This is a genomic window from Halobellus rarus, from assembly GCF_024494595.1.
GTDB lineage: Archaea > Halobacteriota > Halobacteria > Halobacteriales > Haloferacaceae > Haloquadratum > Haloquadratum rarum.
In genome coordinates this window covers 84705-107248 of record NZ_JANHDI010000011.1, presented here as the reverse complement: position 1 = coordinate 107248, position 22544 = coordinate 84705, and the positions used below count along the sequence as shown (strand labels likewise).

Below are 22544 nucleotides of genomic sequence, written 5' to 3'. Positions count from 1 at the left end.
CCGCAATCGTGGCTTCCAGCCGTCGTTTTTTCGACGAGGTTTGATTGCTCACGTGGGCAGTTTAATAGTCGGCTGAGAGGTCTATGATGGGCGGGCATTGGGTTGTGCCTCTGATCGTCTCCTTCTCGATCCCTGCATAGCGATTATGTCTGTACGACATTACGAACTCGTTACTCTCCCCAGTCTGCCTTCTAGATGGGATCTTCGAGCGCCCAGATGACGGAATTCGGATCTAGATCCGACTTTTTATCATTCCCGCGGGTGGTGAGAACCCCAGCGTGGTAGAGCATCGCCTTATACTGGAAGGTCGTGTGAGTTGAATAGACTAATCCGTCGTCGAATTTTTCGAGGTTGAGTTCGCCAGTAGAGCCATTACGGACGTCGTCACGGCTGTCTGGGGCGACGAAGAAGTCGAGAGCGAATGATGGTCGTTGTTGAGCAATTGTTTTCGCGACTTGCGAGAGTGATGGTTCCAGATGGCCACGCTCCGCCAGCGTATCGAGCGCGTTCAGTAGGAGTTCAGTCGGCCGATAGTCCAACAATACTTGACGTATAATTATTCCCATAACTGGAAGGACATCGATAAAACGGGCAGACCGACCGGACTGAGCGTCAACCTTCTCAAGCGCTGCGGCTATACTGCCATACTGATAGCTGAGTGTGCGAACTGCCTCACGCCCGGTTTTAGTCAGCCGATTAGTCTCAGGACTCTCACGGAGAAACCCGAGTCCGGTCGCATCAAGGCGAGCGTCGCTACTGGACTTGATGACATACTGCTCGAATATTTCGTCCGTCTCACCGTCCGCTCGCACTGCCAAGACGTATCCAAGAGCGTTCTTCGGGTGGTTCTTCTTGAAGGAGACAATCTCCATTAGCAACTGCTGCGATCGCGTCATCCTTGAAACTACCTCGCAACTCAGCTCTCGGTCAGAAGGTCTCTCCGAGAGACGCGAATACGGTTAGGAACGTGCTATGCAGACCTCTTTTGAGTGAATCTCAGTCTTCGGTGTAGTCTGGCCGCTCAGCGTACTCAATGGGGTCGCGCATACTGATATTCTGGAAGGCCTGCAGACGGAATGCACACGCGTCACACGTCCCGCAGGCGGGCTCTTCGTCGCGGTAGCAGCTCCACGTGAGATCGTACGGGACATTGAGTTCGGCACCCTTCTCAGCGATGTCAGTCTTTGACCATTCGGTGAAGGGGGCCTCAATACTGATCGTTGTGCCGTCTTTTGTGCCAACGTCGACGACCTGCTGGAACGCGTCGAAGAACTCGGGACGGCAGTCGGGGTAGCCGGAGAAGTCCTCGGAGTGTGCGCCCATAAAGACGGCGTCGCAGTCGTTTGCCTCCGCGTACGCCGTGGCCATCGAGAGGAGGTTCGCGTTACGGAACGGAACGTAGGAGGTCGGGACTTCCTCCGATTCGAGATCGGCTTCTTCGACGTCCATTTCCTCATCTGTGAGTGAGGAGCCCCCAACCTTCGAGAGGTGATCGGCCGTGAGGTGAAGGAAGTCCGCGGCGTCGAAGTGGTCGGCTTGTGCCGTCGCACACTCGTACTCCTTGGTCTCCGTGCGCTGGCCGTATGACGTGTGGAGGAGATAGAGTTCATAGCCACGGTCCCGTGCGACTGCCGCTGCAGTCGCAGAATCCATTCCTCCTGACGCGAGAATGACTGCACGCTGCTTCTCACTGCTCATCGCCGATCACCATCCCTATCGATCGCTGCCTGGAATTGGTCGCGCTCGATCTCGGTCGGCTCGCCGACCGCTGTCCGAGTGGTAGTCATACTTTTTGTTTCGATCCCACGCATCGCTTCGCAAAGGTGGATTCCGTTCATTTCCACGGTGACCATTGGTGCATCCAATTCGTCAGCAAGTCCGGATGCGATGTCATTTGTAAGCCGTTCCTGCATTGTGAGTTGGTGTGATTGCCAGCGGACGTACCGCGTCAGTTTCGAGAGCCCAACGACCTCTGACCCGGCCCGGTAGGCAATATCCACCGTCCCATAGAATGGAAGCAGGTGATGTTCGCAAAGCGAATAGAATGGAATTCCTGTTTTGATGACGAGGTTGCCCTCCTCGGCATCAAATGTCTGCATTGTGGGCTTTTCGCTGTCCCGAGTCCGCTCTGTGAGTGTTGCGAAGGCTTCTGGGACACGCCGTTGCCAAGTCTCAGTAAGTCCGGCCCTGTCTGGATCTTCACCGACTGCTTCCAGAAGGAGGCGCGTCGCTTTCTGTGCTTTCTCTTGGTCGATACTATCTTTGCTGTCTGATTGTGTGATCTGCGAGTGCTGACTCATTGTTTATGTACCGGGAGCATCGTTCCAGAGATCCACGTGGAGTCGCGGCGTGTAGCGATAACCGTGTTCTATTGCGAGCTCTGCGACACTATTACGCGACTCATCGAGTGCTTCTCGAGTCGTGCCCTCGGGCATCAGGAGTACGTCGGAATCGAGGATCGTGGTCGATGCCACGCTCCGAAGTTGCTTCAGCAGCCGCTTGACTTCTGGCAAATCATCACTATCGGTGATAACGAACTTCAATTGCGAGCTGTAGGCATCGACAAGTTCTGCAAGTGCGTCAGTGTCGATCCGCCGCTTCTCGTGTCGATCGGCCCATTCGCCATCTCCCTTCGGATCTTTCTCAGCGGTGGGAGCGCTGGATGCAAGCTTTGGACTGATGCTCGCGAGGTCGATCGGCGCGTCGCGATAGATTGTGCCGTTGGTTTCAACGGTCGTGTGATACCCGAGTTCGTCGAGTCGCTGAAGCAGGTCGACTGATCGATCGTGGATTAGCGGTTCCCCACCTGTGAGGACGACGTGGTTCGCCTTTTCGTAGGACTGCACCTCGGCAATAATTTCCTCGAGGTCCATTTGTCCGTGTGTGGGCTCCCACGATGTGTGATACGAATCGCAGAACCAACAACGAAGATTACATCCACTTGTGCGGATGAAGACACTGGGGACGCCGGCGAGTTCTCCCTCGCCCTGCAGCGAGTAGAAGAGCTCGTTAATCGGGAGCGTATCCCTTTCTGACCGGTCTGCGGCCGTTTCGCTGGCTGTCGAGTTGACCGGCATCAGTAGCTGCTGGCACAAAGCTCGGCTGTTTCACGCACCGAGACTGAGACATCAGAGATCTCACCGGGGAGTTCGTCGAGAAGTCGCTCCTCGAGAATGAGACCCATCACTTCTGCTGTTGGCGGGTGCTCAAGAACGACGAGACTGTCGGCGTCTCCGCTGGCTTCGAGAGCCTCGATCAGGGGATCGCCCTCTTCGAGTAGGAACCGATGGTCCCACTCGTCAATAATATCCGTCACCTCTCCTTTGTCGACGACCCATCCTTCCTCAGATAGTGTGCCAGTTACACGGACAGAAATTTCGTAGTTGTGCCCGTGTGGCCGACTGCATTTACCATCGTGGTGGAGTAGGCGATGCCCTGTGCTGATTCGGATCGGTCGATCCTCGCCAATGTAGAGGGTTCGTTCATCCGTGTCCGCGAGTATGGACTTGGATTGCAGTTCAATAGACACGAACGGGTATTCTACGAGTATGCCTAAAGTATTATCGGTAGAATACTGGTATAACAATATTTTAGCATAAGTCGACCGAAGACGACATTCATATAGTGGAGCGAGAAAAGAATAAGTCGGTGAATTGAATCTGTGAGATTCTACGTTCCTGAGTGGGACGATGCCGTCGACGCTCACTATGATTTCGAGCACGACGAACTGTCCACGCTTGACCGCCAGGAGCGAGATTTAGACTACATCTGGGATATCTTCGATCCAGAAACAACGCCTATTGATGGCGTACTTATTTCTCGGGAGCAGGTCGAAGAGACGGACCGGAAAGCTGAGAGACTCGCGGAATACGGTGTCTATGATGACCCGGTACTCTCCGTACCGGACTGGCTCCCAACGATCAGTGACTGTGGCGCCTGGGGCTACAAGTCCAAACCCTTCCCACCGTACGGAAACAGAGAGATGCTAGAGTTCTACGAGACGCTTGATGTTACTGTCGGCGTCACGATAGACCATCTGGTCCTCGGTTCTGGAAAGGAGGAAGGCCGCCTCTATCTCGATGAACGAGCCTTCACTAGCGACTTCTCTAAGAGTGACATCCCGGATACGATCACGGATGTCGTCGACGTGATGATCGACGAATGGCCTGCTGAGTGGCCAATGTACGTCGATGAATACGAACCAACCATCCGGACGGGCCTCGACGCTGATGTCGAGTCATTTTCTTCCGAAGACTTCCGGGGCGACGTCGACACCGTGCTCGCGCGACTTGCGCAGGATCAACGAGCAGTCTACCGTGAGGACGATGCACGATTTCGGTACGAGCTCACATTACGAAACGCCCGGGAGATGTACGATCTGTACGAAGAGCAGGACTACCCCTTCCGCCTGATGGTCGCAATCCAAGGCTGGGACCCTGACTCCTACGCTGCGGCCGCTGAGGACGTCTTGGAGATCGGCTACAATTATCTGGGGATCGGCGGTGTTGCGGGCAGTCCGATCCACGATGTCCGTGCTATCGTCAAGAACGTGGGGAAGACAGTGAAGACGTTCGAGCGCGAACACAACATACGCGTTGACTCGCACGTCTTCGGATTCGCGAAAACAGAAGGATTCGAGACAGTTGGGCGGTCGGGGATGACGAGTTTTGATAGTGCCAGTATGCTCCGATCGGCGTGGACCGGCGGTCAGAATTATCGGCTCGATCACGACGAGCGGTATGATGCGATTCGTGTCCGATACCCTTCGAGTCGAGACGATCTAAACGAGGCTGTCGAGACATCGCTTCGAGGCCGCGAAACTCTCGTGGCGCTCCGGGCTTATGACGCCGGAGATTCGATCCGCGAGGCACTCGAGGATTGGCACGCGCTTGCTAAAGATATCCTCCCAGCAACGAGACAGTATCTCCGAGAGCACCGACACGACGAGCAGTTTGATGTTCGTCTCCTTGCTGACGTTGAGGCAGCATTCCGGGAGGATTTCGAGTACGGCCGTGAACTCCAAGCGAGCTTTAGCGACAATCTCCGTGGCAATCTCGTCAAACTGCTCCGGGATGACGATCCTGAAGCCCCGATTCCATTTGCAGAGTATGATGAAATTTTGAACACTGCTGCCAATATATTTGAGCAGTTCCCGCTCGCAACGACGGCTCTTGACGATGTCGATGCCGTCAGCGACTACGACCGCGTCTGGGCACTTGTCCGTGAGTATGCAGTCTGGGTCGGTGATGAAGACCTCTTGGAGGAGTATCAAACCGTCCTCCGTGAACGTCCGTGGGAGCAATGCGACTGTCCGATCTGTGCCGAACACGGTATTGAGGTCTGTATTTTCCGAGGGAACGATCGGAACCGGCGGCGGGGCTTTCATAATACACGCCGCTTCTACGATGAATTCGAAGACGATCTCCCGAAGATCCTCGTTGCGACGAAGGGGACAGCAAGTCTTAGTGGATATGACACCGTCGAAGACTACCTCCGAGAGGCCCATCCTGAATTCTGGACACAGACGCACGACCTCCCCGTCGCCGAACTGGGTGTTCTCGATGCCAACGGCGTGAATGAATGGTGGGAGGAAGCCCCCTCGATGATCTCATTCGCTCCGGATCGGATGAAAGCCAATCTTGCAGAGCAAGCAGCTCGGTATCAGTATCTGTTTGTAGAAACGGAATCGGGGTCGCTTGACGATGACATCGCTGCCGCAGTGCGTGACAACGACTGCGAAGTCATCACGCACAGCGACCCCGACGAACTCCGACAGCAGGTGCTCGAAATCTGCGGTGAAAACTATGCTGTCGGCTCTGATTTCCTCCCCTACCCTCCAGAGATCGAAACAGACGAGCTAGATGTCCTTGTGATCGATCAGTGTTCCGGCTCCAAAGAAATCCCAGAGGGAGCGCCCGTCTTCGATGCCGACGAGACGCTCCGATTCTCCCGCGAAGACCTCCTTGCTCGCGATAATGTGCCCGGAATCGCGGCTCGCGATCTCTATACCGGTCGCCAGCAACAGTATGTCCAGGATGCGGTTCGTCGCCTTCGCTCGAACGGGCACAACGTTGAGCGGTACTTCATCAGTGCTGGCTTCGGTCTCGTTGCGGAAGCTGAACTCCTCCCACCCTACGAGGTGACGTTCAGTTCGATGAACGTTGGAGAGATCCGAGAGCGGTCCGAAAGACTCCATATTCAGGCGGACCTTCGCCGTGTTCTCGACGAGAGTGACTACGATATTGTCTTTTTCACCCTCGGGAAAGACTACTACACGAGTATCGATATCGACGAGATGGTACAGGAAGTTCGCGCCGATCATATCGGCGTCGTATTCAATCGCGAACTCGTCGAAGACCAGTTCGATAATATTGAGTCCGTCCCTGCACGCACGGAGGATGCGAAGAAACACGGGACGATCGTTGTTGGCCTGAAGGGCGTCTATATGAAGAACTTTGCTCGCTACGTTGAGGGAGTCCAGACGCTTCAACCAGAAGTGGTTGATGAACTCTGCCGGCGCGTTGAAGACGAACCGAGTCAGGCAGCGTTTGAGGAGTACTAGCAGGTAGTTAGTTCCTTACCTACGATCCGAACGGGATACTACCTGGACTGGGATATGGTTAGAAATACAATATTTCTCTATGTGCCAATTATATAAGTAATAGTACAGCTTAGCCGAGCGGGAGGAATGTTATACAGACAACGAAAACTCGATCTTCCCAGAAGGGAGTTGCAGACACCGGTGCTCTTCCCGGTGCGCAATTTAGGCAAGCGATCGAGTGACAACACCCCAGCATACGCAGGCACCATCCCAGAATTTTCGGCGGCGATGATCAACGCTCGGTCGATCCGAAATCGAGAACCTATGTGGGACCGACTGACGAGCGACGTTTCGCTCCGAGACGAAATGGGTGTCCCCGAGGATACGATCGTGTTTGCAGACAGTGGTGGGTTTGATTTCACATCCGGAGATGTGGACACTACCCCAGCAAAAACGCTCGAGACACAACGGCGCCTTGACGCCGACATCTACGGGACTGTCGACATTCCGCTTGCACGCGACAACCGAGATGCTGAGAACGAGCGTCGAGTTGAGCAGAGTACTGATTACGCACTTGAAGCGAGTGACAAACACGACGGCAGTGGCTATCTCTTGGCAAGCGTCCATGGTTATGACCCAGAAACAGTCCGGAACAACATCCGGTATCTGGAACAGCACGGCGATTTCGACGGATATGCGCTCGGGAGTATGGTCCCAATTCGGACCGACTACAAAAAGGTTACAAAATTAATACTTTCGGCGAGAAAAGCAACCGACAAACACCTCCATGTGTACGGACTTGGTGGACTCGTTTACCAGCCACTTCTCCTCTACCTCGGTGTTGACAGTTTCGACTCATCGGCGTTTATCCGGAGTGCTGGGAATCGAAATTACCTCATTCCTGGGTTTGGAGGAGAAGAACTCCGGAATATCGAATCCTTGGAGCGTCTTCCATGTCCTTGCCCCATTTGTGGACAGCGGACGCTTGATGACATTCGTGAGGACCGAACTGCACTCACCCAGCATAATCTCTGGGCACTCGCGACTGAACTTCGTCGCTTCCGCTATGTTTCCGAATCTGACTGGGACATTGAGGAGTACCTTGACCTCCGCTTCCAAGGCAATGAGGTCACCCAGCGTGCCTATCAAACCGCAAAGCAGCAAGTACGGAGGCTGACGTGAGCGACGAACGAGCGACCGTTCGGCCGGTCACTCTGAGCCGTCTCGTCGAACTCACGCACGCCTGTGCGGACCGATCTAAAGAGACCGCAGAACTTGAAGACGCGCTTGATGTCAGTCATCGGCGGGCACGTGAAACAATACTAGAGGCTAGCCGAATCGGACTCCTCGCAGAAGACGACACCGGCGTTGAGCCAACATATACGACTACAGAGATCGGAAGTCGTTTTCTCGGTGCGATCCGGACCGAAGACTGGACGCAGGTAAGTCAGATCCTTTCGACACACAGTCCTCACTACGGAATGTTCGTCGACGCTGTTGACGACACAGAACACGCCGACCTTGAGACACTCCTAGAGTATCTTGAGAGCAAACAAGAGTTCACACCATATTCGTTCAATCAGACGAGTGTCGAGGTAGTTGGAGATTGGGCTGAGCGACTTGGCCGCGTTCAGCGCAATGCCTTTACGGGAAGCTACTATCCCGCAGCACAAGATTCGATTCCCAGTCACTTCCCGTTTGTATTACTGAAAGTCTATGATGAACTAGAACAGACAGCCGGTGTCGATCTCCGCCAACGCTATCTCTCGATTCCTCGACTCCGAGAAGAGATGTGTGAACGGCTTGGCTGCTCCCGAGAGGCGTTCGACGAAGCGCTTCTCAGCCTTTGCCAACAGAACGTCGGGAAACTCGAGCTTTCAGGGGCTCCAATGGATACGGCTGCGAAAGATTCAGCGCTTGGTATCAAGGCGATCACGCTTGCAGACGAGGACAGACTCGTCTCGACTTCCCAATCCAGTCAGCAAGTAATGGCTGGTGTCGAACAGTTCGACAAACAGTACTACTATCTCGCCGTGCACGACCGCGACGTTACCTTCACCCAGGAGAATACATAATGAGCGATACATTCACTATTACGGACGAACAGCAGGACTACTCACAATTCGATCTTGAAGCGAACCCCTTCCCGTACAGCCCTGTTCCTGCCGCAGATCCAGAAATATATTGTGGCCAACCACACGTCACAAAGCAGATTAGCTCGACTGTCTCGTCGATGCTCTCGACGGGGAAATCGAAACATCTCGTCGTTACTGGAAAGTACGGAAATGGGAAGTCCCATACCCTCAAGTACACGCGATCGTTGCTCCGTGACCGCGACGATGTCGTTGTCGGTTACGTTGCACAACCTGGCGAGGGATTCCTCGACATCTATCACGAGTTTATCTACGATCTTGGATTCAATCGACTCCAAGAACTCGCCTACGAGTATCTTGCCACAATTACTTGTGAGATTACTGAGGCCACCCCAGACACCGCGAACGCGATGCAGTCACTGATTGATGAGGGTGATGTACTTCTTTCTGAGATCGTTCCGGAGGCAATCAGACAATTGAGCGATGTAACAAAGTTTGCTGACTTTGCACGGGCAATCATCCATATGGTCTATGAGGATACGAATCTCTATGCGTGGCAGTGGCTTACAGCCGAAGGGATTCGGTATGAGCAACGCAAAGAAATGGAGATTCACAGCGCCCTTGACGACGATACGATGGGTGTTCGGGCCTTCACAGCGTTGAAAAATCTCCTTCTTGACCTTGGGTCTACGGGTGTCTTTGTCTTCGTTGACGAGTTCGAGAGCATCGCCCGTCTCACGCCAAAGAACGAGCAAGCGACATTAAACAGTATCCGGCACCTTATGGATCAAAACAGTTCCGGGCTCTCTATGTTGTTTGGCTGCGCACCTGAAGTTTGGCAAGACGTTATGAGTGAGTACCATGCCTTTAGCGAACGTATCGGTCAGGAGGTCGCTCTTCGCCCGTTAACAGCAGAAAACCTCTACGAACTTGTTGAGGACTACCTTGATCGGGAACGGACGGCAGCTGGATCTGGTCGTCCTATCCGCCCATTTACGAAAGAGAGCCTTGAGCTGATTCTCCAGCGTTCACAGGGGAATATTCGACAAGTTCTCTCTGTTTGTAGTCGTATTCTTGACGAAGCCGCAAATGAGGGGCGGTCAGAAATTACCACTGAGTTTGCCCAAGAGGTATTTTAACATCTGAGATTCCCCGCTGTAGTTTGTTTTTCTCGCCCACGAGGGGCGGAGGCGAAATTCAATGGAACTCTCGATACGAGTTATTGATGAGAACGGGAACGAGCAGACAATTTCGGGCGTCAAACGTGAAAACTGGGAAAATATGACGGATTCTTGCCCCGAGTGTGGGGGGCGTGAATTCAACCATTTCTCAACATCTGGCGGCCATTACGGCACAAACGATTCTGCTGTCGTTCTGCGCTCTGACTTTTGGGATGCTGAAAGGCCGCTATTCACACGTTGCCGTGACTGTCGAGAGATTCTTTACAAGCATCCAGCATTTGATCTCCTTGTTAATTCGGATGAAGATGTGGAAATACCTCTAGACTTCTAATTTCTCCTCACTAGAGCTTTCGAGGTCGTTGTATCCGGTCGAGCATCGCGAGCGCCGACTGGAACTGGGCGTAGTTCTCACGTATATACTCGATCGTCTCGGCTCTCGGGATCACCGGGTAACCCCTCGACGTGCTCGATGTCGAGTGAGGGGCGTGCCTTGAGGACGATCTGTAGCGGTCCGTCCAGTTCGTCTCGGGGCTATCGCTCGAATGCGGTGGGGAGGTCGAACGACTCAAAAACGCCCCCTAGGCGTCGACGTCCCGCTTACGGACGGCTAGGAAAGCGGATAGTCATCCGGATTCCGTCCAACTTGGTAGCTTTCTTGGGTCCACACATAGACGGCGTCGATTCGTGTGAACGCGAACTCCTCGATAGAGGGTGGACTGCCGCCGGCGCTGGCAGTGACGAGCTCGCGGGTTGCGTCTTTCACGCGGCCGTCGACGACAGTGAGGCCGTCGTCGTAGTTCACATAGTCTGCATCTTCAAGACGGTTGACGGCCTGACGAACCGTTTCATACGGCTTGTGAAGGGTCTAGGAAACACGTCGGGTAGAGTCACCGCTCTCTATGGTGAGGAAGGTTGTGCCGCTATGTCGTCAAGTACCTCGTACATCTGGTAGGTACCAACCACTTGGTAATAGTAAAAAGTCTCACTTTAATGGGGCTGTTGTCTCGGTTGTTCTCTTGGGTCGTAAGAGGTGGTCGAAAAATTCTGCTGTCCTAAATCATTGGGAAGTGAGTCGGTTGGGTGAGTTAGCTATAGTCTCTATACGGTATAACTACTCTTCTTAGCTGACTTACCCAGCTGTACCATATAGCTATACTGATTAGCTATACCGTCTGACTGAGTTTTATAGCTGATGGGGCCAACTATCTGGGTATGCTAGCCTATACAGTGTACTCCGAAGCGGGAGGCGTTGGAAAGACGACGCTCGCGACGAACCTCGCGAAAGCGGAGGTACGGGCGGGACGAAAGGTCTTAGCGATCGATTTGGACACCCAGGAAGCGTCGCTGTCATACCTGCTGGATGTGGCCGAGGATCGAGACAACGACCAGGCGGATAGTCTGCTCCGGCATATGATCGATCGGCCACGGGGAGAGTTCGCCGACCTCATAAAGACCAGTGAGGGCATCGATGTCGTCCCCGCTCACAACATTCTTGAGTATGCCTCCAAACACCTCCGCCGTCGCGAGGAAGAGGCTGCCGACTTCGGTGAATCTTGGAATCCGAACAAGCAACTTCTCCGTGTGTTGCGCGAGGCCGGTGTCCACGAGACCTACGATACGCTCATTATCGATCCGCCAGCCAGCGCGGATATCAAACTGCACAATGCGATTCATTGCACGCGCCACCTGGTGATCCCGTTCGAGCCTAGTGGCAAGGGTTACGAGTCGGTCCAAGGTCTGGATCAACTCGTCGGTGGACTTGAGGAGTCCCTGGGAATCGAAGTCGGCGTGTTAGCTGTGGTCCCAAACCGCTACAAAGGGATGAACGACCAAGACCGATTCTTGGAGCAACTCACAGCAGATGGCTGGGAGACACCGATTCGATTCCGTGAACGGTCGTCGTTACTGGAGGGGTGCTGGGCTGAACAATGTACCGCGTACCGCTATATCGAGGAACATCGTGACCGGGAACGCGAACACGAACTTGACACCTTAGAGAAGTTCGACAAGCTCGCGAGCCAAATTCGCGAACAGAAGGCGGTGGAAGCATGAAACAGGGCTCTGCAGACGATCCCTTCGCTGACGACGCCTCCGAGGAGACGGAGGCTGAAATAGAACCTGAGCTGGAGACAGGTAGTCAGGGAACTGAGACAGATCTTGCAGTGACCGAGACTGACCTTTCGACAGGCACCACGGCTTCCTCCCAGAACCGCTCGCTCCCCTACATCCACTCGCGCGATGGGGTCAAAGACGGCCGGACCCAGCGACCGATTTTCCTTCGAGACCACATTGAAGCGGGTATTGACGACCTCCTCACCCAGATGGAAGAAGAGTTTGGGGAGGATGTCTACAAAACAGACATTACAGAGGCGGCGATGGCCGTCGCCCAAGAGAACCCCAGTCTCGTTCGAGAGAAACTTGACGAGTGGGGATATGGGTGGGACTGATTTCGTATAGCGATATACAATACATAGTCCCGCTTAGTATTGGAATTCGGTGTCAGGAGGCTCCAAACCCTCGAATACTGCCGATAATTCGAATACAAGGAGTGATCCTGATTACCCCAATAATCACGACCACTTTGAAGTACCCCGCCGCCGTCGGTGAAGCACGAATGCTGCAACCACCTCACGACGCCGCTTCCCCCAGAGTAGAGGCACCGAGACCGGGCTCGCAGGACGGTGGAGGGCCGGTGGATGCCTGATCGAGCGCTTTCGACGCCGCTCGACGACAGCTTCGAGCGCTACCTCCAGGACAAGGGAAAAGGCCGCGGTGGGGACGGTGGGAACTATCGACGAAACGCTGCACGCGAACTCGAGCGGTTCGCCGAGTGGACCGCCGGCGACCGCGGTGCCGACGACTGGACCGGGATCGTCCCCGAAGACGTCGACCGCGAGCCGACCTTCGACGATCTCGACGAACGCGTGTTCCGGGAGTACGCCCGGCATCTCGGTGGAAATCGGGGACTCAAGCAGAACACGGTACAAACCTATTACCGGTATATCTCTGCGTGGTGTGGCTGGTGTGTCAACGAGGGGTATCTCGAGGCGCACTACGCGCAGCGGGCGAGTGCGATGGCGCCGCTGCCCGAGGACGACGGCCGCAAGCCCGGCGACCAGCAGGCCTGGACGTCCGAACAGCGCCACGCCCTCACCCGGCACGTCGACGAACGGGCCCGCGACGCCGTCGATGCGTACACGACACTCCCAGAGGATACTGACCCCGTCGACAAGCAGCGAGCGCGCTACGCGGCACTGAAGGCGACTCGTGACCGAGCCCTTGTGTTCGTCCTCGCGTACACGGCCGTCCGCGTTGGGGAACTCCTCCGTGATCCCGATGACCCGCGACGCCGTGGCGTGCGGTGGGAGGACATCGACCTCGAGGACGGGAGTATGGATGTCTATCGGAAGAAACAGCAGTGGGACGCTGGCAGCCTCCCCGATCCCGTAATCTCCCCGTTGCGGAGCTACCGGAAGCTGATGGCCCCATCGACCGAACGGTGGCCGGTCTTTCCGACGTTCGACCAACGGACGCTTGCGGGGGTCGTGAAGGATGCACTCGCGGACCGAGGGGAACATCCGGATACGATCGAAAAGCGCCGTGATGCATACGCTCGAGACCTCCTACTGGCACTCGATGAGGATATCCGACCGCCGTCGATCACGACGGACGGCGCACGATCAATTCTCCAGCGACTCACGGAAGCCGCGGAGATCGACATCGGCCATCCGAAACACAACTACCTCGCGCCACACGGCGGTCGGCGGGGGATGGGTGAGGTCCTCGTCCGAGCATTTGGCTATACCGTGGCTGCTCGATATCTCGACAATTCTGAGGAAATGATACGAGAACGGTATTCGCATATCGAAGCTGGAGAACTCGGTGATGTAGCCACTGAAGCAATCGAAGAAACTGATATTGGAATATAAATAGATACTGTACTTTTCGCTTTACCTTTTAACTTCCTCTCATATAAGGGGCAGTGTTCAGATAAGGATTGAAAGGTGAGGCGTGACGTTTTCTGAGTAATCTGTGCCCGAAAACGCACGCCTCGGCGGTAATCTCGACCAGATTGACTTAGAGTTTGTTGAACGAGAAGCGACACCACGGCTGCTGATGAAGATCAGTATTCAGTTGAATCTCGCTGGATTATTGGTTTCGAATACTGTCTATGCTCTTGAGGTATTCGGTGTCAGTTGAGCTCGATCGACCATCCACAACTGGGTTCACAAAGCTGATCTACAGCCCGTATCTGGTCGGTTACCGGGTCACGTTGCGGTTGACGAGACCGTGATCCAGATCGGTTACGAACAATACTGGCTGTACGCCGCCGTCAATCCCGACTCGAACGAATTACTCCATATGAAGCTTGAACCGACAAGAATGAACGCTCTTGCCAAAATATTCTTAGGTGAGCTTCGCGAGGAACACGACGTCGACGACGCCGTGTTTCTCGTCAATGGCGCCACCCCACTGAAAGAAGTCTGCCACCGACACGGCCTCGATTTCAGATACGAACACCGCGGAAATCGCAACAGCGTCGAACGTATATTTCGTGAGGTAAAACAGAGAACTAGTTCGTTCTCAAACTGTTTCCACTACGTCGACCCAGAAACAGCTGACGACTGGCTCAGCTCTTTCGCATTCGCATAGAATCAGCTTATCTGAACACTACCGTCGCTAACAGGCGGTTGATTAATGAGACTAACTCAAACCTACATCGGCGGAGTTAGATTTTGAGATCTATTCTACGGTAGTGTTTAGTTTGGAGCATTGAGCCAGGTAGCAAATGCTTGGAGCCAATTTTCAGCAGTTTCAGGCTGTAGGTGGCTGAAACAGTTGGAAAACGACGAAGGTTCTCGGAGTAGCGGCCTCGAAGCGCTAACGTTCGGAGGCACTCGATTGTATCGCTGACCGATGTTTCACACCGCCGTTCTACGGATTTTTTGCGTGATTCTCGTGAATCCAGTTGTGAGCGCCGCGTTGCCAGGACGTGATAAAGTATATATGCCCTGGAATTGTGGTATCGATGCGGATCCAATCGGGGCAGCACTCGTTCGGACCGTATGACAGACGATGACTACGATACTCCTCGCGATAGACACCGATGTGGAACGTGCGACGGCACAGATCGAGTCGCTACTCGAACTCCCGCTCGTAAGAGAGGACACGAAAGTCGTCCTCTTTCACGTCTTCCGGGGCGACGACGAGCGAGCAAACGCACGGGATCTCAACTCGGTACGAGAGGTCCTCGAACGGCTCGAAGCGTCGGGATTCGATATCGGAGTCGAGCAGGCGAGTGGCGATGCAGTACGAAAAATCCTCGACGAAGCAGAGCGACTTGACGCCGACGTCGTCAGCCTCGGCGGCCGGAAACGGTCGCCGACGGGCAAGGCGCTGTTCGGTAGCGTCTCACAAGATGTCGTTCTGAAATCCGACCGCACAGTCCTGCTCGAGACAGTCACAGACTGACGGATCAGCGGAAACATTCCGTCTCGCTGAATCGACCGCTTCTACCGACCAAGACTCGCTACGGGCTCGCTCAGCGACGCCGACCACCGGAACGGTCGAGGGTTCCTTTCGATTCGACCCCTGGTTACTGCATACTACTATAGTGAACCTATCGGCTCAGAGCAGTCCTAACGCTGCTGCCACGTGGGTCAGGGCTGCGGCGATGGGTACGAGGAGTACCGTTCGCATTACCAAGAGGACAAAGAGATCGCGGAAGCGCATCGGGACGTCGTCGAACATATCGACCATCATCGGCGCCGGCGCAGAGAAGAATATCGCCTGCGCACCCGTCACGACGAGAACGAACACCTGTGTGACCAGGTCGGCTTCGACGACGAAGGTGGCACCAATGAAGAACTCTGCGCCGCCGAGAATGATACCGATGGTCGCCAGCTTTGGGTCCGGAATACCGAGAAACGACATAACGGGAACGAACGGGTCGGCGAGGTACTCGAAGATTGGGGTGTACGCTTCGAGAAGTAGCACAATCATCGACATCGTCAACACGGATCCGACGACCGTTCCGGCCAGTTTCAATCCGTCGATGAAGCCGTTGAGGGAGGCACGGCCGATCGAATTACCCTCTTCGGCTACCGTCACGCCCTCGTTGAACGCGAATCGGAAGTAGTCTCCGACCGTCCCCGTGAACCTGGGTTCCGGGTCAGGTTCTGCGATGTACTCCTCGGGAACCGTCGAGAGCGGTGGAATCCTGACGAGTATCGCCGCGACGACGAGCGTCGAGACGACGTACAGAAGGACGATGACGGGGAACACGTGGAGAAGGCCGAGGATCGCTGCGACCGCTCCGACCGTCCCGAGATTTGCGGTCGCGAAGCAGGTGCAGATGACGAACACCTCCCGTTTGTTGTAGCCACCGCGATCGAAGACGTTCCGCGTGAGGTAGTAACCGATGCTGAACGATCCGAGCCACGAAGCCGCACTGTCGAGTGCAGACCGACCGGGTAACTTGAACGCGGGGCGCATCAGCGGTTGCGCCAGGGTTCCGATGAACTGGAGTCCCCCGAGTTCCGCGAGCAGATTGACGAAGATCGCACCGATCGGAATCACGAGCGCGACGGTGATGACGAGTGCTCCCCAAGCGATGTTGACGATGGGGTCGGCCAGTATCCACGCCGGTCCAACGTCGAGTAGAATTGCGAATCCGAAGAAGACGGCGGCAAGTCGGAACACTACGAACACTGTCGCAGTCTGCCAATACTCCAGTTCGAGTACGTCTACTGTCCTTTCACTGAGGGTCGGTGATCCCCGATAGTGAATTTCGGCGACGGTCGTGAGCACACCGCCTGCTATGATGATACCCAAAGCGAACAACTCGACCGCGGTCATCGACGCGTTCTGAATGAGCGTCATTATGACGTCGAGAGGAATCGTTGTCTGTCCCTCCCATTGGACAGGGAATAGGAAGACGAACCCCCCCATCAGGAACGCGAGGACGAATCGAACCGTTGGTCGCCACCCGTTCTGATCGAATTCTACGTCGGAGATCGATTTTTTCTCCGGCGTTACCGACGCATCCGATACGTGGTCTTCGCTCTCCCACACTTGGCTGCCGAACATAATCGCCGATCACTCGGATCCGTCATAAAACTTTCTAATATAATAGATGTAAGTTATATTTGCATCAGTCGGAAAATCGTTCCTAACATCCTCAATTAGCCCCGTTGAGGAGGCTGCCTGCGCCGCAGACCTGCGTGCTGAGCCGGAGTTGATCGAGGATCTCGTAGGTTGTCGCCGTTGCCGCTGAGAAGACCGGAAGTCCGAACTGGTCCTCCGCTGCCTGAATCGAAGCGAGCGACGGCATCTGAACGCACGAGGAGAGCACGAGGGCGTCGGAGTCATCGGTCTCCAGGTTATCCGCGATATCGAGGAGGTTCCGCTGATCGAGCTGTGCGACTTCGAGGTTATCCGGGCACTCAAGTGCCTCGTAGTCGACAACCTCGACACCACTGTTCTCGAAGTAGTCGATGACCGTCTGCGTGAGTTCCTCCATATAGGGCGCGATCAGCGTGACTCGCTCCGCCTCCACCTGGTCCATAGCCCGGACGAGTGCGCCGGCGCTCGTCACGACTGGCGCTTCGGCGTCGTTCGCTACCGTGCGTTCGTGTAGTTTCTTCTCGCTCTCTATGTGGTATCCAGGTCCCTGCGCCATAATGCCGATGAGACACGCATAAGCCACAACGTCGCAGCGGGCGTCCGACAGCAGGGTCGCGCTCCGTTCGGACTGATCGTCCATTCGTTCGAGTTCCTCCTGCGTGACGTTCTGCATACGCATACGACTGGCGTGGAACGTGAATTCTTCACCGAAGTGGTCGGGACGAGCGTTCAGCATCGCGGGTATCTCCGTCTCCATCGTGACGTTCGAGCTGGGTACGATCAACCCGACACGGAAGGTGTCAGTCATTGCCTCGTTATGGGTAGTGTCGATATCCCAATTAAGCTTTACTCATAACGATTGTCGTCGGCGTTCGTAGATCCGGTTGCCCTCGGAGCACATCCCCACAGTAGCCGCGGAATCTGAACCTCCGGCCAGTTACGAAACTCTTGATCAGCCTCATCGCGGAACGAGGGGCCTACCGGACATCCCACGTCGATCCGTGTTCGTTGGCCTCATTCCGAAGTAAATGATAGTATGAAAAAGTAAATTATTTATATTAGTCTATCACACCCGGACAGTATGGGTTCGCCAGTTAGCCAAATAGATGCAGATGCGGAGGTACCCGAACGCGCGTACGAGGACAGGGTTATCGACCTCGACTTCCACGTCAATCCACTGGAGGAGGACCTGCTGGCGTACGTGGAAGACGATGTCGTGAGAGACAAACTGACGACCGAATTCGGTCCGACGCCCATCCCCGGCAAGTGGGACGCTGCATATGCCATCAAAGAAGGTAACGAAGGGCTGTTCACACAGGGTCGCGCGGAGTACGCCGAGGACGTTCGGGAAGCCTGCGAGAAGTTCGCTATCGACGAGCCGATCGTCAACGCCGGAGTCAACAATCTGCCGCTTCAACACCATCCGATCCTAAAAAACGGTGTCGTGCAGGCGGCGAACGATTATATGCTCGATCACTTCGCGGACGAGGACATCTACACGTCGATGCTCGTCCCGAAGTGGGACCCCGAGTACGCAGTCGAAGAGATCGAACGCGTCGCGGCGGAGGACAACGTCGTCGCGGCCTATTCGTGGTTCGGACCGAAGACGCCCTGGGGCAGCGAGCAGTTCGACCCGGTCTTCGAGGCGCTAGTCGAGAACGACCTGCCGCTTCTGCTTCACGGGTCGCTGGCGTACTGGCCACAACATTCCTACATCGGCGACGAGATGCTCACGTGGACCGAAGTGCTCGGATTCGACTGGCCGATACACACGATGGTAAACGTCGTCAATATGATTATGCGCGGAGTGTTCGATCGGTTCCCGGACCTGAACGTGGTGTTCCAGGAAGGGGGCCACTGGTGGGTCCCATTCGTTCGGTATCGGATGGACGAGTTCTACGAGATGCATCCCGACGACGTAAAAATCACGCCTCGAAAGCACGAGGCCGGCGGTGAGCTGCTCGAACGGCGGCCCAGCGAGTACCTCCGAGACAACATTTACCTCACGACGCAACCGCTCGCACTCCCCCGTGGGTCCGGTCAGGCGAGAGACCTCCTCGAACTGAGTATGGCGGACGATATGTTCACCTACTCGAGCGACTGGCCGCACCAGACCCTCGACCCGCCGACGTGGTTCTACACGTCGCGAGCCTTCGACGACGAACTGCGGGAGTCGATTCTGCACGAGAACGCCGAGGAGATACTCAGACTCTGATCACCGATGAGCGCAAAACCAGAAATTGACGACGGGTACAGTCGTGTTGCGTCGGTCGGAGAAGTGCCTCGAGGCCGTGGAATTGCGGTCGATGTAGACGGTATCGAGATAGCGGTGTTCAACGTTGAGGGCGAATTCCACGCAATCTCGAACCGGTGCCCGCACCAAGGAGCACCGCTGTACAAGGCCGGTGAAAAGAAGATCAACGCGGAGGACACGTGGACGGAGTCCCGCGGCGGCGTAAACGAGGATGACCTCACTGTGAGCTGCCCCTGGCACCTCTGGGAACTGGATATCGAGTCGGGCGAACACGAGGTGTCGGGCAAGTGTATCGGAACGTTCGATGCCAAAGTGGTAGACGGCGAGGTATTCGTCCGCATCTGAGACGCGGTATCCGGACTAACGGAGCGGAAGCGGCTGTTCGGTTTCCCCCTGTTCGTTCTCCTGCGAAGTGCTCTCGACAGCCGGCATCTCGCCGAGTTGCACCCCGATCGGAATGCCCCGATCCCGTTCAGTCACCACCGTCACCGATTTCGATATTTCGGAAGTCTCTAATCGACGGACGAAGGCCTCTATGAGCCGACGTCAACCCGGGAAGCCATCTGATACACCCCTGCGAAACACGTCGATTATGTCGAAGTTCGGCTCGGCGGTCTCGGGGTCCTCACGGAGTGGTCCTCCTGTTTCAGCGGCGGCGGCAACAGACTTCAGTTGGGGTCTGCTATGGATGGAAGACCACAAGCGTTACAGCAATAGTATTGTAATGCCACGCCCGGGTAGGCGGCCCCGCGTGTCCGTCTCGAACCCATGTCACACTGTAACACAAATCTTATACGGGCTATTCCCCTCATTTGGCGTATGATCGACAGAAAAACGCCGAAACGGTCCATCAAAACAGCGGTCAGGGTGTTCGAGTTGGTAAACGTGATTCAGGGACTGGACGAGGCGACGTTTTCAGAAATATCGAAAGAGGTCGAGATGGCCGGGAGCACGTTACACGACTACCTGACGACGCTCGTCCACATTGGATACCTTTCGAAGCGAGACGGGGCGTACCACCTCTCACTCCAGTTTCTCGACCACGGAATCGCAGCCCGCGAGTCGATTTCCGTATACTCGAAGTCCCGGCCGACTCTGGAGGGGTTGGCCGAGGAGAGCGGTGCGGCGGTCTGGTTGATGGTCGAAGAGAACGGAAAGGCGGTGTATCTCGCACAGGAGTTAGGAGAGAACTCTATCGAGACGCACGAGCGAATCGGGAAACACGAGCATATGCACTGTCTCGCGTCGGGGAAGGTGATGCTGGCCTTCTCATCGGACGAGTTCGTCGAGGAGGTCGCTGAGGAGCACGGTCTCCCCCAGAAGACTCCCGAGTCCATCTCGACCCTCGAAGAACTCCGAGCAGAACTGACAGAGATCCGTGAACAGGGGTACGCCGTAAACCACAACGAGGCGGCGCAAGGGACGTCGGCGGTGGCGGCACCCATCATCGTCGAGGACCGTGTCGTCGGCGCAGTCGCGGTTTCCGCACCCGTCACGCGTGTCGAGAACGCTACGTTTCGAGAACAGTTGATCGAACTGGTCCTGACCGGGTCGAACGAGATCGAGCTCAAGATGACCTACGAGTGAGGCGGCATTCTGGTGCGAGAATATCGAACGGACGCGCGATCGGGTACGGGGCCAGTCGCGAGCGGGTTTGGAAACCGTACGAAACTACTGGCGAACGAGTGAGAACCGACCCGATTGGTTGCGGGACCACCCCGGAAACCGCTTCGAGCGATTCGCTGGAACGTCGCTACTTCCCCGTGCTATCGCGTACTGCGAACGCGTCGGACGCCATCGGCAGTTATATATATATTTGTTCCTTATATCAGGATTTATGATATGGTATCGCACGAGCTAGTGTCGATAACACCAGCGTACATGGATGTCGCCAACAGTCGGTGGTTGTGGCTCTCGACGGTGCCTGTCGTTCTGGTCGTGCTGATGCAGGCCGCCATCTTCCTCCGACGCGCGTGGAACGACGGGAGAGAGATGGGGCTTTCCGAGGAGAAACTGAAGACAGGGTTCAAAACGGGCGTGATCTCGGCTATCGGCCCCTCCGTCGCGGTGTTGGCCGGGATGTTGGCTTTGATCGCGACTGTCGGTGGCCCCGTAGCGTGGATGCGTCTGACGGTAATCGGCTCTGTCGCCTTCGAGCTCCCCGCCGCCGAGTTGGGCGTCAGTCAGTTCGGATACAGCCTGGGAGACGAAGGCATCACTGAACAGGCGTACGCGACGGCCGTCTGGGCAATGACACTCGGTGGTACTGGGTGGCTACTTGTCTCGGCGTTCGGCACCCGGCATATGGAGATGGTCCGTACGAAGATAAGCAACGGCAACGAGAAGCTCCTGCCGGTCGTCAGCGCGGCGGCGATGCTCGGCGCATTCGCGTACTTCCTGAGTGGCGAAGCCACGGCCGGGACCCCGGAGACCGGCTCCATCGCCGTTGGGGGACTCACGATGCTCGGGTTGCTGCACCTCGCCGACAGCCGAGACGTTCAGTGGCTCAGGGAGTGGGCGCTCGGGGTGGCGATGTTCGTCGGTCTCTTGGTTGGAGTCGCGATACGAGTGACCGTCGGGAGTTGGTGGTAATATGGGTAACAGTCAGAACAAGCAAGCCAGCGAGTCCCAAACGGCGGACAGTAGTGACGTCTACACGAACAGTTTCGTTCCGTACGTCAACAAATGGGGACGGCGAACCAACTTCCTCGCGGTCGGTCTCTCGTTGGGGCCGGCGGTGGCTCTCTTGGCGGTATTCGGAATTCTCCCTCCCACAGCGGCGATCGTCGGGGCGATCGTCTCGGTTGCGATCACCTTCGGGTGGGACTGGTTCATCGAACCGTTGTCGTATTACCCGGTACTGGGGATTCCCGGGACGTACATGGCATTCCTGTCGGGTAACATCTCGAATCTGCGATTACCCTGCGCCGCAGCGGCCCAGGAGGCCTCAGACGTCGAGACGGGGACGCCACAGGCGAGCATCATCTCGACGGTGGCGATAGCGGCTTCGATCTTCGTCAACACGGCGATGCTCGGCGTCGGTGCGGTCGCCCTCGTGTCGGCCTTCCAGGCGCTCCCCGAACTGTGGAAGAACGCGCTCGAATCGTACCTGGTCCCGGCGGTCTTCGGAGCCATCTTCGCACAGTTCGGACGAGACTACCCGAAGGTCGCGAGTATCGGGTTCGCCATCGCGTTAGGTATGACCCTACTGTTGGAACTCGGGTACCTGGCTTTCCTCCCGAGTTACCCGCTGTACGCGGTGATTATCGTCTCGGTGTTCGGCACGACGCTTATCGCTCGCGAGATGTGGAAACGCGATATGATTTCTCCACCGGAAGCGGACGAATAAC

The 22544-nt window shown here is 55.8% G+C and carries 21 protein-coding genes and 3 pseudogenes; 15 read left to right on the top strand and 9 right to left on the bottom strand.

Annotation, left to right across the window (positions count from 1 at the left end):
- Positions 1 to 191 precede the first annotated feature (191 nt).
- From NO876_RS13615 to NO876_RS13595, 5 genes are all read right to left on the bottom strand, one after another.
- Positions 192 to 872, bottom strand: a complete 681-nt coding sequence (locus tag NO876_RS13615) for a hypothetical protein (RefSeq protein WP_256422212.1) — start codon at positions 870 to 872, stop codon at positions 192 to 194.
- Between the two features lie 124 nt (positions 873 to 996).
- Positions 997 to 1698, bottom strand: coding sequence for a 7-cyano-7-deazaguanine synthase QueC (queC, locus tag NO876_RS13610; protein ID WP_256422211.1), 702 nt, complete (start codon positions 1696 to 1698; stop codon positions 997 to 999).
- Positions 1695 to 2300 (bottom strand): GTP cyclohydrolase I, encoded by a 606-nt coding sequence (locus NO876_RS13605; RefSeq protein ID WP_256422210.1) that lies wholly within the window; start codon positions 2298 to 2300, stop codon positions 1695 to 1697. The genes queC and NO876_RS13605 overlap by 4 nt, the downstream gene beginning before the upstream one ends.
- 3 nt (positions 2301 to 2303) lie before the next feature.
- On the bottom strand, positions 2304 to 3077 hold the full coding sequence (locus NO876_RS13600) for a 7-carboxy-7-deazaguanine synthase QueE (protein ID WP_256422209.1): 774 nt from the start codon (positions 3075 to 3077) through the stop codon (positions 2304 to 2306).
- Positions 3077 to 3529: a 6-pyruvoyl trahydropterin synthase family protein gene (locus NO876_RS13595; protein ID WP_256422208.1), complete on the bottom strand. Its 453-nt coding sequence runs from the start codon at positions 3527 to 3529 to the stop codon at positions 3077 to 3079. Before NO876_RS13595 ends, NO876_RS13600 begins: the two co-directional genes overlap by 1 nt.
- Before the next feature lie 132 nt (positions 3530 to 3661).
- Between NO876_RS13595 and NO876_RS13590 the strand changes: the two genes are divergently transcribed.
- The 5 genes from NO876_RS13590 to NO876_RS13570 all read left to right on the top strand — a co-directional run bounded on the left by NO876_RS13590 (position 3662) and on the right by NO876_RS13570 (position 10146).
- Positions 3662 to 6562, top strand: a complete 2901-nt coding sequence (locus NO876_RS13590; protein ID WP_256422207.1) for a DUF6884 domain-containing protein — start codon at positions 3662 to 3664, stop codon at positions 6560 to 6562.
- Positions 6563 to 6688: 126 nt separating this feature from the next.
- Entirely contained in the window at positions 6689 to 7723 is a 1035-nt protein-coding gene (locus NO876_RS13585; RefSeq protein ID WP_256422206.1) for a tRNA-guanine transglycosylase, read from the top strand.
- Positions 7720 to 8616 carry a hypothetical protein gene (locus NO876_RS13580; protein WP_256422205.1) on the top strand — a complete coding sequence of 299 codons (897 nt, stop codon included), beginning with the start codon at positions 7720 to 7722 and terminating at the stop codon, positions 8614 to 8616. Before NO876_RS13585 ends, NO876_RS13580 begins: the two co-directional genes overlap by 4 nt.
- Positions 8616 to 9773, top strand: a complete 1158-nt coding sequence (locus NO876_RS13575; RefSeq protein ID WP_256422204.1) for a BREX system ATP-binding domain-containing protein — start codon at positions 8616 to 8618, stop codon at positions 9771 to 9773. The genes NO876_RS13580 and NO876_RS13575 overlap by 1 nt, the downstream gene beginning before the upstream one ends.
- Positions 9774 to 9834: 61 nt before the next feature.
- A complete protein-coding gene (locus NO876_RS13570) occupies positions 9835 to 10146 on the top strand; it encodes a hypothetical protein (protein ID WP_256422203.1) in 312 nt (103 codons plus the stop codon).
- A 10-nt stretch (positions 10147 to 10156) separates the two neighbouring features.
- Here NO876_RS13570 and NO876_RS13565 read toward each other — a convergent pair.
- A pseudogene (locus NO876_RS13565) lies at positions 10157 to 10760 on the bottom strand (RNA polymerase subunit sigma-70).
- A gap of 267 nt (positions 10761 to 11027) precedes the next feature.
- Between NO876_RS13565 and NO876_RS13560 the strand changes: the two are divergent.
- From NO876_RS13560 to NO876_RS13545, 4 genes and pseudogenes are all read left to right on the top strand, one after another.
- On the top strand, positions 11028 to 11867 hold the full coding sequence (locus NO876_RS13560; RefSeq protein WP_256422202.1) for a ParA family protein: 840 nt from the start codon (positions 11028 to 11030) through the stop codon (positions 11865 to 11867).
- Positions 11864 to 12262: a DUF7970 domain-containing protein gene (locus NO876_RS13555; RefSeq protein ID WP_256422201.1), complete on the top strand. Its 399-nt coding sequence runs from the start codon at positions 11864 to 11866 to the stop codon at positions 12260 to 12262. Before NO876_RS13560 ends, NO876_RS13555 begins: the two co-directional genes overlap by 4 nt.
- 249 nt (positions 12263 to 12511) lie before the next feature.
- Positions 12512 to 13744: a tyrosine-type recombinase/integrase gene (locus NO876_RS13550; RefSeq protein WP_256422200.1), complete on the top strand. Its 1233-nt coding sequence runs from the start codon at positions 12512 to 12514 to the stop codon at positions 13742 to 13744.
- A gap of 103 nt (positions 13745 to 13847) precedes the next feature.
- Positions 13848 to 14468: pseudogene (locus NO876_RS13545) on the top strand (IS6 family transposase).
- 107 nt (positions 14469 to 14575) lie between these two features.
- Here the strand turns inward: NO876_RS13545 and NO876_RS13540 are convergent.
- Positions 14576 to 14689, bottom strand: a pseudogene (locus NO876_RS13540) (IS6 family transposase); the annotation flags it as partial.
- A 202-nt stretch (positions 14690 to 14891) separates the two neighbouring features.
- Between NO876_RS13540 and NO876_RS13535 the strand changes: the two are divergent.
- A complete protein-coding gene (locus NO876_RS13535; RefSeq protein WP_256422199.1) occupies positions 14892 to 15287 on the top strand; it encodes a universal stress protein in 396 nt (131 codons plus the stop codon).
- Between the two features lie 156 nt (positions 15288 to 15443).
- Here NO876_RS13535 and NO876_RS13530 read toward each other — a convergent pair whose 3' ends face one another.
- Positions 15444 to 16904 (bottom strand): YjiH family protein, encoded by a 1461-nt coding sequence (locus tag NO876_RS13530; RefSeq protein WP_256422198.1) that lies wholly within the window; start codon positions 16902 to 16904, stop codon positions 15444 to 15446.
- 91 nt (positions 16905 to 16995) lie between these two features.
- Positions 16996 to 17748 (bottom strand): maleate cis-trans isomerase family protein, encoded by a 753-nt coding sequence (locus NO876_RS13525; RefSeq protein WP_256422197.1) that lies wholly within the window; start codon positions 17746 to 17748, stop codon positions 16996 to 16998.
- A 273-nt stretch (positions 17749 to 18021) separates the two neighbouring features.
- On the opposite strand from NO876_RS13525, the gene NO876_RS13520 reads away from it, so the two are divergent.
- The 5 genes from NO876_RS13520 (at position 18022) to NO876_RS13500 (ending at position 22543) form a co-directional block, all read left to right on the top strand.
- On the top strand, positions 18022 to 19155 hold the full coding sequence (locus tag NO876_RS13520) for an amidohydrolase family protein (protein ID WP_256422196.1): 1134 nt from the start codon (positions 18022 to 18024) through the stop codon (positions 19153 to 19155).
- 6 nt (positions 19156 to 19161) lie between these two features.
- On the top strand, positions 19162 to 19539 hold the full coding sequence (locus tag NO876_RS13515; protein WP_256422195.1) for a Rieske (2Fe-2S) protein: 378 nt from the start codon (positions 19162 to 19164) through the stop codon (positions 19537 to 19539).
- 474 nt (positions 19540 to 20013) lie between these two features.
- Positions 20014 to 20781, top strand: a complete 768-nt coding sequence (locus tag NO876_RS13510; protein WP_256422194.1) for an IclR family transcriptional regulator — start codon at positions 20014 to 20016, stop codon at positions 20779 to 20781.
- Positions 20782 to 21036: 255 nt separating this feature from the next.
- Entirely contained in the window at positions 21037 to 21786 is a 750-nt protein-coding gene (locus tag NO876_RS13505; RefSeq protein ID WP_256422193.1) for a DUF5058 family protein, read from the top strand.
- 1 nt (position 21787) lies between these two features.
- Positions 21788 to 22543, top strand: coding sequence for a hypothetical protein (locus NO876_RS13500; RefSeq protein WP_256422192.1), 756 nt, complete (start codon positions 21788 to 21790; stop codon positions 22541 to 22543).
- Position 22544 lies beyond the last annotated feature (1 nt).

Coding starts and splice junctions, on each gene's coding strand:
- NO876_RS13615 (WP_256422212.1), bottom strand. CDS start 872: ATGGAGATTGTCTCCTTCAAGAAGAACCACCCGAAGAACGCTCTTGGA.
- NO876_RS13535 (WP_256422199.1), top strand. CDS start 14,892: ATGACTACGATACTCCTCGCGATAGACACCGATGTGGAACGTGCGACG.
- NO876_RS13515 (WP_256422195.1), top strand. CDS start 19,162: ATGAGCGCAAAACCAGAAATTGACGACGGGTACAGTCGTGTTGCGTCG.
- NO876_RS13555 (WP_256422201.1), top strand. CDS start 11,864: ATGAAACAGGGCTCTGCAGACGATCCCTTCGCTGACGACGCCTCCGAG.
- NO876_RS13520 (WP_256422196.1), top strand. CDS start 18,022: ATGGGTTCGCCAGTTAGCCAAATAGATGCAGATGCGGAGGTACCCGAA.
- NO876_RS13550 (WP_256422200.1), top strand. CDS start 12,512: ATGCCTGATCGAGCGCTTTCGACGCCGCTCGACGACAGCTTCGAGCGC.
- NO876_RS13600 (WP_256422209.1), bottom strand. CDS start 3,077: ATGCCGGTCAACTCGACAGCCAGCGAAACGGCCGCAGACCGGTCAGAA.
- NO876_RS13525 (WP_256422197.1), bottom strand. CDS start 17,748: ATGACTGACACCTTCCGTGTCGGGTTGATCGTACCCAGCTCGAACGTC.
- NO876_RS13530 (WP_256422198.1), bottom strand. CDS start 16,904: ATGTTCGGCAGCCAAGTGTGGGAGAGCGAAGACCACGTATCGGATGCG.
- NO876_RS13575 (WP_256422204.1), top strand. CDS start 8,616: ATGAGCGATACATTCACTATTACGGACGAACAGCAGGACTACTCACAA.
- NO876_RS13570 (WP_256422203.1), top strand. CDS start 9,835: ATGGAACTCTCGATACGAGTTATTGATGAGAACGGGAACGAGCAGACA.
- NO876_RS13560 (WP_256422202.1), top strand. CDS start 11,028: ATGCTAGCCTATACAGTGTACTCCGAAGCGGGAGGCGTTGGAAAGACG.
- NO876_RS13605 (WP_256422210.1), bottom strand. CDS start 2,300: ATGAGTCAGCACTCGCAGATCACACAATCAGACAGCAAAGATAGTATC.
- NO876_RS13510 (WP_256422194.1), top strand. CDS start 20,014: ATGATCGACAGAAAAACGCCGAAACGGTCCATCAAAACAGCGGTCAGG.
- NO876_RS13585 (WP_256422206.1), top strand. CDS start 6,689: ATGTTATACAGACAACGAAAACTCGATCTTCCCAGAAGGGAGTTGCAG.
- queC (WP_256422211.1), bottom strand. CDS start 1,698: ATGAGCAGTGAGAAGCAGCGTGCAGTCATTCTCGCGTCAGGAGGAATG.
- NO876_RS13505 (WP_256422193.1), top strand. CDS start 21,037: ATGGTATCGCACGAGCTAGTGTCGATAACACCAGCGTACATGGATGTC.
- NO876_RS13500 (WP_256422192.1), top strand. CDS start 21,788: ATGGGTAACAGTCAGAACAAGCAAGCCAGCGAGTCCCAAACGGCGGAC.